Origin of the sequence: Mucilaginibacter sp. SMC90 (assembly GCF_022811725.1) — a bacterium.
GTDB lineage: Bacteria > Bacteroidota > Bacteroidia > Sphingobacteriales > Sphingobacteriaceae > Mucilaginibacter.
Map to the genome: position 1 here is coordinate 3,265,052 of NZ_CP094527.1, position 13,294 is coordinate 3,278,345.

At 42.0% G+C, this 13,294-nt stretch carries 7 protein-coding genes; all 7 read left to right on the plus strand.

Features of this window, described 5'->3' with window-relative positions; translation table 11 throughout:
- Window positions 1-95 precede the first annotated feature (95 nt).
- The 7 genes from MTO98_RS13790 to MTO98_RS13820 all read left to right on the plus strand — a co-directional run bounded on the left by MTO98_RS13790 (window position 96) and on the right by MTO98_RS13820 (window position 13,244).
- Window positions 96-3,560 carry an ABC transporter permease gene (locus MTO98_RS13790; protein ID WP_243487230.1) on the plus strand — a complete coding sequence of 1,155 codons (3,465 nt, stop codon included), beginning with the start codon at window positions 96-98 and terminating at the stop codon, window positions 3,558-3,560.
- A 433-nt stretch (window positions 3,561-3,993) separates the two neighbouring features.
- Window positions 3,994-4,605, plus strand: a complete 612-nt coding sequence (locus MTO98_RS13795) for a hypothetical protein (protein WP_243487231.1) — start codon at window positions 3,994-3,996, stop codon at window positions 4,603-4,605.
- 334 nt (window positions 4,606-4,939) lie between these two features.
- A complete protein-coding gene (locus tag MTO98_RS13800; protein ID WP_243487232.1) occupies window positions 4,940-6,040 on the plus strand; it encodes a sensor histidine kinase in 1,101 nt (366 codons plus the stop codon).
- Between the two features lie 2 nt (window positions 6,041-6,042).
- Window positions 6,043-6,762 (plus strand): LytTR family DNA-binding domain-containing protein, encoded by a 720-nt coding sequence (locus MTO98_RS13805; RefSeq protein ID WP_243487233.1) that lies wholly within the window; start codon window positions 6,043-6,045, stop codon window positions 6,760-6,762.
- Between the two features lie 29 nt (window positions 6,763-6,791).
- On the plus strand, window positions 6,792-7,661 hold the full coding sequence (locus MTO98_RS13810) for a hypothetical protein (RefSeq protein WP_243487234.1): 870 nt from the start codon (window positions 6,792-6,794) through the stop codon (window positions 7,659-7,661).
- Between the two features lie 85 nt (window positions 7,662-7,746).
- Window positions 7,747-10,635, plus strand: coding sequence for a TonB-dependent receptor (locus tag MTO98_RS13815; protein ID WP_243487235.1), 2,889 nt, complete (start codon window positions 7,747-7,749; stop codon window positions 10,633-10,635).
- A gap of 143 nt (window positions 10,636-10,778) precedes the next feature.
- Window positions 10,779-13,244 carry a mechanosensitive ion channel family protein gene (locus MTO98_RS13820; protein ID WP_243487236.1) on the plus strand — a complete coding sequence of 822 codons (2,466 nt, stop codon included), beginning with the start codon at window positions 10,779-10,781 and terminating at the stop codon, window positions 13,242-13,244.
- Window positions 13,245-13,294: the final 50 nt, after the last annotated feature.

The following is a 13,294-nucleotide window of genomic DNA, read 5'->3' on the forward strand; positions in this document are numbered from 1 at the left end:
GGTTGAATTTTTCTTTGCTATTATGGTTCAGCAAAGGGAATAACCGCTCTGCTAACCGGTTTCTTGCCTTGGCTTTGGCAACCATAATTATGTGGATGGCCAGGATGTTATGTTTCGATATCCATCTTGATACTTATTTTCCGCACTTTACCTGGTTGCCGCTGCAATTTTCCCTTGCTCTTGGTCCCTTTATATATTTTTATGTGTTAAAGGTAACCAGGCCGGAACATGATTTCGGCTGGAGGGATATATTACATTTCGCTCCCGTATTGCCTGAACAACTTATATTATTATTGGAGATTAAGGAAAGCATAATTACGGGTAAAGCCACTTATGATACCTTAAGCTTTCAACAAATGATCCCGGTATTGCAATTGGCTGCATTTATTTCGGTCATCATTTATTTGTACTTATCTTTCAGGCTGATTGAAAATTACTATGCGAGGTTAAAATTCAATGATCTGGGCGATAGGAACAGGTTGGGGCTGCGCTGGCTACACCGATCATTAAGCGTTTTAGGATCTTTATGGTTATTATGGATACCTTTTACAGCAATCAATTACTTTTATTACCATAATGCATGGGGTATATATGCCTATTATCCTTTATACCTGCTCGTCACAGTGGCGATGATCCGGATTGCGGCTACCGCTTTCTTAAAACCGGAGGGCCAGGCCACTGTTGAAGAAACCGCAGCGTCAAGGCCAACAGCTTCTGCAGCCTTAAAGGAAAAAGGAAGGTGGCTGAGAAAAGCTATGGAGAATGATCGGTTTTACCTTGAACCGGATTTGAGCCTCAGTACACTGGCCGAAAAGCTGAACATCCATCCCCACGAGTTGTCCCGAATTATCAATGGTACCTTCGGGAAAAACTTCAACGATTTTATTAATGAATACCGTATCCTGGAAGTGACACAGAAAATGCAGGACACTAATTATGACCGGTTGACGGTATTGGGTATTGCTTTCGATTCGGGTTTTAATTCAAAATCTACCTTCAACCGCACTTTTCGTGAAATTACCGGGAAAAGCCCCGCAGCCTATAAAACTGACCTGAAAAAAGGCGGCCCAACTTATCATTTGAGACCATATTCCCGTTCTGCCGCGATAATTTCGTACCAGAAAGCCACTCCAAGTTGGCCTGCTGAGAAATTAAACCGGAATTTTATGTTTAAGAATTATTTGAAAATTGCGTGGAGAAACCTGGTACGTCAAAGACTTTATAGCCTGATCAATATTTCGGGCCTTGCGGTCGGATTGGCTGTATGTATGCTTATCATGCTTTATGTTGCGCACGAACATAGCTATGATCGCTTTCATAAAAATGCAGATCGTATATTCAGGCCCTTTGCCGAAACGAAAATAAACGGCAATACGATGTATTTGGATCATATGAGTTATGCATCCGGACAGATCATTAAGCAATCGCAGCCTACTGTAGAGGATTATATGCGTACACTGAATTATTTCAGGCCAGCAGTAATCACCAATCCTTCAAATCTGGGGCAAAAGTTTTCCGAAAACAAGTTAGTGTTTGCAGATGCCGGGTTCTTTAGTTTCTTTTCCTTTAAATTATTGTCAGGGCAGGCATCCCAGGTTTTATCCGCTCCTTTCTCTGTAGTTATATCTCAGGCTATGGCCAGGAAATATTTTGGCAATGAAAACCCAGTTGGGAGGCAGTTAACCATCAGGACGGACAGCGCCTATACTTACCAGGTAACCGGAGTGGCCGAAAATTGCCCTTCCAATTCTTCTATTGAGTATAATTTTGTTGCTTCCAACAGCGGTCTCATAAAGACTAAAATCCCCCAGGGGTTTATAGGCGAGCAAAGAGTAGGCAGTGGGGCTTTCAATATTTATCTTCTGCTGAAACACCGCGCTGATACAGCTGCACTGAGACGGAGCCTTCAATCTTTTGATGCAGGCAAAGAAAAGGATCCCAACATTAAATTTTCACTGTTCCCTTTTTTAGATCAGCATCTGAAAAGATCTTACGATAATTCAAATTTTAAATACCTTACCATATTTCCATTGGTAGCTTTGTTGATTCTTTTACTGGCCTTATTCAATTACATGAGCCTGTCTACCGCCAGGGCTACATTGCGGGCAAAGGAAATTGGTGTGCGTAAAGTATCCGGTGCAAGCCGTAAAGGTATTGCAATGCAGTTTTATGTTGAATCAGCTGTTTTTTCAGTAATCTCTTTCGTTTTAGGTTGTTTATTGTGCTTTTTGTTTAAGCCGGTATTCCTTAATATTCTTCAGCTGGAAATAGACACAACTTTCCTTTTTAGCCCGCTGATACTGTTTCTCCTGCTTGGGTTATTGATTTTAACAATATTATTAGCGGGCAGCTATCCGTCGTTGGTTTTGTCGGGCTTTAAACCGGCTGTTACCCTTAAAGGAAAAATGGGCAAACAAACGGGAGGCGTCATCATTAGAAAGGTATTTACTACACTGCAATTTTCAATATCTGTAGGGCTCATCATCTGCGGCATTGTGATAGACCGGCAGCTTTATTTTTTCCGCCACACAGAAACCGGTGTCGACCGGGATAATATTATTATGATACCTGCCGGCAATGCACTTAAAAGTTATCATGCATTTAAGCAAGATGTGATGCTGTTGCCCGGTATAACTAATGTGGCCACTTCCCGTTACGGAATGTTTGTTAGCTATGATATGATTGGCATAAGCGGCACTACCAAAGAGGGGAGCATGATGCTTCGGGGCCTGTCTGTCGACAAAAACTTTTTCTCTATATTAGGATTGAAATGGAAATATCCGCCAATACAAGATAGCCGGTTAGATGCAGGTTCGAAGGTGTTTATCAACGAACTGGCAATAGAAAAATTACACTTACCCACTAACCCTTTAGGAAGCTTCATAAATCCGGGCCCGGAGAAAATTGAAATAGCCGGCGTTGTTAAGAATTTTAATTTTGGCTCGCTGGAAAATGAAGTTCAGCCCCTGGGCCTCTTCGTAACCGCTGATACGTCAAAATCCTGGGAACGAGGCTTTGGCGGACGTTATTTGCTGGCGAAGGTAAAACCTCATACTAATTTGCCTACACTGATCAGTTCAATACAAGGTATTTTTAAAAAGTACGATAGCGATACCCCGTTTGATTACAGTTTTATGGACGATGCTTTTAATGCGCAATACAAAGCAGAAGATAAACTGGCTGCTATTTTTAGTGTTTTCACCGTAATAACTATTGTTTTAGCAGCAATGGGTTTGTTCGGATTAGCCGCATTTACTATAGAACAACGTACGAAGGAGATTGGGATACGTAAGGTTTTGGGTGCAAGTACATCATCAATCAACAGCCTTTTATCTATAGACTTTTTAAAACTTGTATTGTTATCAATCGTTGTGGCTTCGCCCATAGCATGGTGGGCTATGGATAACTGGCTCCAGGGATTTGCGTATCGTATTCCTATAAAATGGTGGATGTTCGGAGCGGCTGGGTTCCTGGCTATCATTGTTGCCTTGCTCACTGTTAGTTATCATGCGGTAAAAGCATCGATTGCCAACCCGGTGCAGAGCTTAAGAAGCGAATGAGCTGTTAGCAACAGGAAATTTCCTGTTACCCGGGTGTGCCGCAATAAATGAAATTTATCTCATCAATTCAATTCCTGTGATTAAAAAATCAGAACGGATTTTATATCTCTCGCTTTGCCTTATTTGTTTGATAGGCTGTAAGCAACGGAACATAGTAAAACATGACGGCGAAAAGGACCGGATATCCTTTAAACCAATATTTGGCATCAGTTACATTGAAGTGGCGCGAAGGTTGGATAACGGCCTTTCGTTTACCAAAGATGGTTATCAATTGGAACCCGACTGGCAAATAAAATTCATTTCAAACGATTCCACATGTATATATAGCCCTACAAAGAAACAATACATCAATTTTCCGCTCACCAGAGGGTATGATTCTATTTTTAACACTGCCCGAACCTGGTTTAAGGTTAGGAAAATTACACGGGACAGCATGCTATTGCAACTCATCGAAGCCTATGCGGATTCGATAGATACAAGAGGAGCAAAAGTGTTTATGACATTTTATTCCGATAGTTTTATAAAGAATGTCATCCATAAAGATATTATGGCTGTTAAAGCGCCAGGTAAACGCGACACCTTGTTTGTTAAATCCCTTATTGACTCTGCAGAAAAAGATCTTCATAAAGCTTTTTCTGCCCGTCAACCTGTAATTGTTAAGAGTAAAAGTAGCCTGGTTAAAGTAACATCGCGCCACGCGGTGGGGGATATGTTGAACAATTTTGATACTTCCGATGATTACATGTATCCAACATTCGATATTACTATTGACCGGGCATTTGACAATTTCTATTGTTCTTTTTCCGTTTTTGTTGATAGCCATGGAAATCTTTATTACGATAAACCATTGATCCCGTTTAGTGGAAAAGGGTATGAAGAAAAATACAACTCACTTTCAATAACAGTTATGGATAGATATTTAAAACATTATTTAAATATCAGGCCTGGATCTACTTTGGGAATGATACACCCAAGTAGTATAGCTATTCATGTTGAAGGAAAAAAAGACTCCCAAACGCCGGGATTGCCCAATAGATCAAGATAACGTTGGTTAAAACGCTGGTGGAAGAATACCTGTTATCGGCACTGTTTTTTGAAAATTTGTGCGCGGTATAAGGCACGTCTGAACCCCATATTTGAAGCCGGATTTATAAGTTTATTCAAATTAAAAATCGCCAGCCCCATCTGCTCGGTTTGATACAGGTTTTTATAAAGCTGGTAATTTTGCCCGAATGCCGAATAATGCGTAAATAAGACACATTCCGTAGTTTTTATAACACAATTTAATTTAATCGCAAAAAAGCGGCCCCCTGTCTATTATTACCGCGTCTTTATCTCTTATATGAAATCCGTTTATCCATTATATGTATGTTTATACTATGGCGATAAAGAGAATATATTCAAGCAAGTACCTGAAGCCGGTAATCCACATATTATTCTGGACACTGGTTATCATTTCGCCATATCTTTTTCGTAATCCTAATACCTGGAGCGGGTTCAGTAACTGGCATTACAAGCTGATGATCAATAATGCCCTCTTAGCCGGCGTTTTTTATCTTAATGCCTACTATCTGTACCCGGTAATTTACAACGAAAAAAAAGATTTGCTGCGCTACGTATTATCGCTCATAGTTACGATAGCACTGGTTATGTGGTTTTCGCGCTATATTGATAGTCAGCTTTCGTTGTTTAAACAGGCTGACCTTGCCCGTTTACGGGCCCACCGGCGAGGTTTTAGCAACGGGTTGCATGGCGGTGGCAGACCTGAAAGGAATTGGTTTGGCTGGTATTTTACCAATATGCTTACCTATCTATCCATTACAGGTATCAGTATCAGCTATCGCATCATCATTGATAACGCACAGAAAGAAAAGATCAGAAAGGAAAAGGAAAATGAGAACCTGAAAACTGAACTTAGTTTTTTACGATCGCAGGTTAGCCCGCATTTTATATTCAATATCCTGAATAATATGGCATCTATGGCGCGCAAAAAATCAGACATGCTTGAACCGTCAATCTTAGAGCTTTCAAATTTAATGCGGTACATGCTTTATGAAAGTGACGGGGCCAGGGTGCTGTTAACCCGGGAGGTAGATTATCTGAATAGTTACATGGCACTGCAGCTATTGCGCTTTGGCGATAATGTAACAATTGTGTTCAATGTTCCTGATAACATAAACCCTTACTACATTGAACCCATGATATTGGTTCCCTTTGTAGAGAATGCATTTAAACACGGCATAGGCATGCTGGCAGATCCGGTGATAACGATTGAGCTATATGTTGACAGCAATGGCTGGCTGGATTTTATGGTGACCAATAAAATTGCCCCTGTGAACGACTCAAAGGATAAAAGCTCGGGCATAGGGTTGGTAAATGTAAAAAGGAGGCTTGATTTGCTCTATGGAAATAACCATAACCTGGAAATTATGAACGATGGTGTAACGTTTACCTGCAATCTTAAAGTTAAACTTAATTGATCATGAGGTGTATTGTTGTTGATGACGAAAAACTGGCGTTGGAGCTGATGGAAGACAACGTGAAAAAGCTACCCGGTCTGCAGTTAGTAGGGATGTGTAAAAACGCAATGGAAGCAATGGCTATTTTACAGCAGGGGCAGGTTGATCTCATTTTCCTGGATATCCAAATGCCCGGTATTTCCGGCGTTCAGTTTTTGAAAAGTTTGGTTAAGCCGCCCATGGTTATCATGACAACGGCTTATGAAAATTATGCCCTTGAGGGTTTTAATCTCGATGTTGTAGATTACCTGGTGAAGCCGTTTTCCTTCGAACGTTTTTTTAAGGCGGTAAACAAAGCAACCGAACTGGGCAATGCACGCCTGCAAAAAGACTTTCCGGCAAAAGTCCAGGCTAATGAGGGATATATTTTTGTTAATGCCGATTATTCTATTATCCGCATTAACCTCCCTGATATTATTTATGTGGAAGGTTTGAAGGATTATATCAAGATTTATCTCAAAAGTGCAGACAGGCCGGTGATAACCCGGCTTAGTATGCATTTTATGGAAAGCAAATTACCAACTGAAAGGTTTGCAAGGGTACACCGGTCGTTTATTGTATCGCTGGATAAGATAACCGTTTTTAAACGTACCAGGGTCATGCTCAATGATGTTGAAATACCGGTAAGCGATAACTACCGGGAAAGAATACTGGCCTATGTTGGGTATCAGGAAAATCAATAACCAATGTTTTGTTAAATAAATTCATCAAGATGAAATATAGCGTACGGGTTTTAAATGAATGTTTTTTAGGTTTTGCGCTGATCACTGCATTCGGCTATTCGGCAAATGCGCAAAAGCTGAATAATATACAGGAGGGTTCAGTTTCGGCCCCGGCCGATGTTAAAGCAGACGGGAAATTAAAGGAGTGGGCCAATCCTTTGCAGGCTTACAATAAAACCACGCAGCTTTATTATACACTGGCAAATGACGGTCAAAATCTTTATCTCGCTGTACAATCAACAGACCAAACTAATAACAGGAAGATCATTGCCGGCGGGATCAGTTTTACTATAAATACCGAAGGAAAGAAAAAAGACAAAGGGGCTTTCCTGGTAACTTTTCCAGTAGTGAGCCAATCGGCAATGCGTGGCCAGTTCAGGCGAAGGGGCGGTGCTGGTGGCCAGCAAGACGGGTTGGATTCGGCAGCAATAGTAGCAATGCGCAAACAGATAGCAGCTTCGGCTAAAGAAATTACAATAAGCGGGTTTGAGGCTATTCCGGATAGTGTGATCTCTATTTACAATGAATATGGCATTAAGGCAGCAATTGATTATGACGCCAAAGGTAACCTGGTATATGAGTTGGCCTTGCCGCTTAAGCTGCTCAAAATTAGTGCCGACGCCCCTAAAGAGTTTGCATACAATATCAAAGTTAATGGCTTGCAGTTTGGTAACCGGGGCGGAGATGGCGGCGGGAACGATGGTGGAGGTGGTTTTGGCGGAGGGAGGCGCGGCGGTGGCGGAAACGGCGGCGGTTTTGGCGGCGGCGGAGGTAGCCGCGGCGGTCAGGGCGGAGTTGATATGCAAAGTTTGATGAGCCCAACTGATTTTTGGGGTAAATACCTTTTGATAAAAAAATAATTAAAAAATACTCCCGATGTACTTTACCGGCTAAGTGGGCCGGTAAAGCATTTTATTGCCTTAACTAAGCGTTTTAAACCTATCCATGAAACAACGATTACTTTTGATAATGCCTTTTTTATTATTGTCGGCAGGGCTGTTTGCACAACAGTTACCCGCACGCAAGCCGGCTGCGTTGCCTCCTCCGCTTTTATTGAGGCAGGTTAGCGGGATAGTAAAAGATTCAACAGATCAATCAGTTGTAGGGGCAGTAGTTAAGCTTGTATCAAAAAAAGATACGGTAAGTACAGCCACTAATGCCGATGGCATCTTTATTTTCAAAAATGTAAAACAGGCTACTTTTACACTCACCATCAGCAGCATCGGTTACCGTACCCTGGTGAAAAAAATGCTTAACAATGATGCTGTACCAAGACTTACGTTAGACCCTATTATTTTGAAGCCCGAAACCAACGCCCTAAAAGAAGTTGTAGTTAATGGCACGCCAAGCATTGTATACAAAACAGATACAGTAGAATACCGCGCCAGCGACTATAAAGTACGCGAGAATGCCACGGTTGATGAGCTGCTGAAAAAGATGGAGGGCATGGAAGTAGGAACAGACGGCACGTTAACGCACCAGGGACAGCAAATTACAAGGGCAAAGTTAAACGGTAAGGAATATGCCGGCGGCGATGTTGCCCAGGCCATCCAAAACCTGCCTGCTGATATTGTGGATAAAATACAGGTAGTTGATGACTACGGCGATTTGGCGGCGCGTTCGGGTGTTAAAGATGGCGACCCTCAAAAGGTATTGAACATTACTACCAGGGCCGACAGATCAGTAGGCAACACCGGCAGGATAACTGCCCAGGGCGGTAATAATGACCGATATAACGGGCAGATCTTTGCCCAGCGCATTAATGCCAATGAGCAATTGGGTGTTATTGGCCGTATAGCCAATACGGTTACCGGCGTGGCTTCAACAGGGATAGCCGGTGGGGCAACCAACGGCGGGGGGGGAGGCTCTGGCGTTGGCGCAGGCGCAGCAAAAGGCGGTAGCCCGGGAACTACTTTCTCAGCCTCTCCTTCATTTAATTACCGCGATCAGTGGACCAAAAAGATACAGATAGTATCCAGTTATGCCTACCGTTACAGCGATAATAACTCGGTAAATAACAGCTATGGGCAAACCAACTCAACCTTGGGTTCAACTGATTTTACATCGCAAAGCACACGGGAAAACAAAACTAAAAGTCATAACCTGAGTTTTGAGATGGATTATAGTATTGATAGCGCTAATTATTTGCAAATAACACCCACGTTCAGTTACTCCAACTCTTCAAATTTCAGCACCTCGGTTACCGATAATATTAATAATTTTACCACAGGTTTTGAACACCCGGTGGTAAACGGTGCAAACGGCAGCCTGAATAGCGCCCCCAACTATGGTGCTACTGTATTATATCAGCACATATTTAAAAAGCCGCATCGTAACGTTTCTTTCCAATTCAGCATTAACAGGTCTAACAGCCAGGCCAATGGTGATAGGGATAATGATTATCATTACTATTTTGATAACACCCGCGATTCCTTACTACGTGACTCGGCCTCGCATTTATTAACCAACCGCACAAGTAAAAATACTACTTACCGCACCAGCGTTACCTATGTTGAACCTATCAACCTGGTATCACAGTTTGAATTTAACGGCCAGGTACGCACTGCAGTTTATGATAATAAGGCTATATCCGATACGGTTCTCGCAAACGGACAAATAGTTGAACTTACCCGGCTCGACAATATCTATAACTACTCCTTTACCGAAACCCGGGCTACGTTAAACTACCGGTACAATGGTGAAAAAGTAAACCTTTCACTGGGTACTACCATAGTGCCTACGTTATTAACCGGTACCAAAATAAATAACGGCACCAGCGAGAACGTGGCCACATCACGGTCTGATTTTAAGATCATACCGGTGTTCAGGTTCTCCTATTCGTGGTCGCGTACCGAACGGATCTCTATAGCGTATTCGGGTACCAATACCGAACCTAATTTCCAACAGATCCAGCCGTTCACAGATCGGTCCGACCCAAATAACATTGTTGTGGGTAACCCTAATCTGAAGCCAACGTTCACGAACTCCCTTAATGTTATTTATAACAATTACCTGCCAAACTCCCGGTTTAATCTATCCTTCAATATCAATGGTACCACTATTGATAATCAAACAACAACCAATGTTTTACAGATCAGGCAATTCCTCTCTGCCGACCCGATGGATCCTACTAACGAAACTAAGTTCAAGTACAAAACCATTAACGAGATCCATTATATCAATATTAACGGATCGTACGCTATCGTGGGCCGTTATAATATTGCAAAACAGTTTGATGATCGCCGCTATAACTTATCACTTAACGGCAATGTAACCTATGCTTTTAACAATGCAATGAGTAATAACGTGCTTTATCATAATACTAACTGGCGTTTTGATGAACGTTTTGGACCGCGCATAAATCCAACCGATTGGTTTGAGGTAAACCCGTATGTTGGTTATGATATTTCGCGTTCCTTCACCACTTTGCACAATGCCGATCCTACCTCGCTCAGAACAACTTCATTGGGCATAGATGGTAAAGTTTATTTTCTGAAAACTTTCCAGGTAAATTATAGCGCGGCTAAAAGTTACGTTACCGGTTTAACCGGGATTAACAGTAATCCTTTTGTGATCAATGCCGGCTTTGAAAAAGAGTTTCTGGCAAAAAAGAATCTGGTACTTACCTTTAACGTGTATGATATCCTGCACCAGAATAATTTTATACAGCAAACCCTTTCGCCGCAGGGAGGGTATACCAATACCTTGTCAAGCACGCTGAGCAGGTATTTTTTAGTTGGATTGCGTTTGAACCTGCAGAAATGGAGCGGGGTGCCAAAACGTAATGGTAAAACGATGAAAAGGAGAGGAGATGGTAGTTTTATTTATGAGTAATTACAGACCGGGTAATTTTATCAAGCTTGTGCTGTGCGGGATAGCAAAATTTCCTATTGTACCATTTATGCCGGTTATTAAACAAAGCAATTATTGCTTTCGGTTCCTGATTAATTATATCTTTATAACAGGAGACCTTTTTTATGACTACACTAAGGCTTACAACTGCTGTTATAATCTTCATCTTTTGCTTTTCCGGATTTCGGGTTACTGCGCAAAACCCCGACACTATTAAGCAAAAAACGGATAGCATAAAACTTGACTATGTTACCCGTATGCAGGCTTTTGCCAAGCATGCCGCCCGGGAAAGCCAGGACGATTTTAATACCGACAAAGCAACTATCGAACAAAAAAAAGGCCTTGAAGAAATAAAAAAGAGCAATCAAAGAGCCAAAATATTTCTTAAGCATACCCTGGACACCGCCGAAGTAACCGCAGAACTAAAAATGATCGAGCTGGATTTTAAGGCGGCAGGCGATGGGGTTTTTACGCGCAAAGGCACAGCCCAAACTTTCAGGAACCTAACTGCAACAGGTAACATCATAAACGAATTGCTGAATAAAGCACTTGCGCATAAAGTAAGGCTTGACCTGTACCAATATCAATTAAATACAATTCGTTATGAGTTAGACTCCTTATTATCAGCTCCTGCACTTTTCAAATTTCCAAAAGACTCAGCCACCTTAACGAAATACATGCGGCAGCTGGTAGTTGTGGCTTATGAAGCACACCCGGTAGATAGCGTACTAAAGCAGGCTAACGGCAACGTTACCTCATTGCTTAATGATGTTAACCTTACCATTTTTAAGTTACAATCAAGTTTAGACGAAATTGTGAACGATCAGACCGAACTGGCTAACAACGCATTTAAACGTGAATTCGCCAATATTTGGGTAACGGATAGGTATTCCCGTCCTTTTAACGAAATTTTAAGGCAATCGGGCGATAAGGCAAACCTTACCTCTTCCTTTTTTTTAGCGAATAATAAAGGGAAACTGGCCGTGATGATCCTGCTCATCATTGTAGCATTTGTCTATCTCCAGTCACTCAAAAGCATTTATATAGAAAGGGATCTGATAACAGCGAGCCTTGAAGGGCAGCTGGTAATACGCTACCCGCTGCTTTCTGCTATCCTCATTGTGATTAATCTTTATCAATTTTTATTCTACTCACCACCTTTTATCGTGAATGTTGCACTCTGGCTTATTTCCGGAGTTTCATTGAGTTTGATTTTTAGAAAATTTATTACGCCCTTTTGGATGAAAGTATGGCTGGGGATGCTTTTGTTATTTATCCTGTCCTCATTTGATAACCTGATCCTTCAGGCTTCCCGTTTAGAACGATGGCTAATGCTTTTAACATCCGCAGTGGGTGTAATAGGCAGTGTGGCTGTTTTATGGAAAGGTCGCCTCCAGGAACTCCGGGAAAAATGGATCATTTATTCTATTGGCCTTGTAGCTATATTAGAGTTGGGCTCGCTCATCGCCAATGTGTTTGGCCGGTATAATCTGGGTAAATCACTGATGATAGGCGGCTATATGAACGTGGTGATCGCTATCGTATTTCTCTGGATTGTAAGGTTGATCAATGAAGGGCTTTTCCTGGCTTATAATGTGTATACCAAACAGGATAAGAAGCTTTTTTATTTAAACTTCGATAAAATTGGTAAGCGTGCCCCTGTATTATTGCATATGGTGATGGTTTTGGGCTGGCTGATTCTTTTTGGACGTAATTTTCCGGCATTTGAGTCTTTTGCCAGCCCCCTTCGTGACTTTTTCACTACCGAACGGACATTAGGCGATTACACCTTTACGATCAGTAACCTTGTATTGTTTATCGCCATTATGGGTACATCGGTATTGATATCCCGCATTGTGTCATTTTTTGCCGGAGACCATGGCCTCAGATCCGATAAACAGGGTAGCCAGGGCTCTCAGGGCATTGGCAGCTGGTTATTATTGATCCGTATATCAATTTTAAGTATAGGTCTTTTCCTTGCATTGGCGGCTTCGGGTATCCCTATCGATAAATTAACCATTGTATTAGGTGCATTAGGCGTTGGTATTGGCTTTGGCCTACAAACCCTGGTTAATAACCTGGTAAGCGGGCTGATCATTGCATTTGAAAAGCCTGTAAATGTGGGTGATGTTGTTGATATAGGCGGACAGGGAGGTACAATGAAATCTATCGGGTTCCGAAGCAGCGTTATCTCTACCTGGGATGGTGCAGATCTGATCATGCCTAATGGCGACCTGTTGAGTACCCACTTAACTAACTGGACCCTGGCCGGCGGCCGCAAACGAAGCGTAATTGTTGTAGGTGTTGCTTATGACTCTGATTTGCAGAAAGTGCGGCAGGTGGTTACCGGTATATTGGAAGCCGAAGAACGACTTGCCAAACATCCGGCTTATGTTATCCAGTTTGACCAGTTTGCTGCAAGTTCGATAGATCTGCGCGTTTATTTCTGGGTTAAAAACCTCGGGGAGGCCAATGACGTAAAAAGTGACCTGATCATGGCCTTAACTGAAGCTTTTCGTACCAGTGATATTCATATTCCGTTCCATCAACATGATATTTATATTCATGAAAAGAAGCTGCCAGGCAGCTAAGTGCAAAAGATGATTACTGCCCCGGTTTCGATATGATAATAAGCGCCGAT

Excerpts from the sequence above, each read along its gene's own strand:
- MTO98_RS13790 (WP_243487230.1), top strand. The coding sequence starts at position 96 with ATGGCCAGGATGTTATGTTTCGATATCCATCTTGATACTTATTTTCCG.
- MTO98_RS13795 (WP_243487231.1), top strand. The coding sequence starts at position 3,994 with ATGCTATTGCAACTCATCGAAGCCTATGCGGATTCGATAGATACAAGA.
- MTO98_RS13800 (WP_243487232.1), top strand. The coding sequence starts at position 4,940 with ATGGCGATAAAGAGAATATATTCAAGCAAGTACCTGAAGCCGGTAATC.
- MTO98_RS13805 (WP_243487233.1), top strand. The coding sequence starts at position 6,043 with ATGAGGTGTATTGTTGTTGATGACGAAAAACTGGCGTTGGAGCTGATG.
- MTO98_RS13810 (WP_243487234.1), top strand. The coding sequence starts at position 6,792 with ATGAAATATAGCGTACGGGTTTTAAATGAATGTTTTTTAGGTTTTGCG.
- MTO98_RS13815 (WP_243487235.1), top strand. The coding sequence starts at position 7,747 with ATGAAACAACGATTACTTTTGATAATGCCTTTTTTATTATTGTCGGCA.
- MTO98_RS13820 (WP_243487236.1), top strand. The coding sequence starts at position 10,779 with ATGACTACACTAAGGCTTACAACTGCTGTTATAATCTTCATCTTTTGC.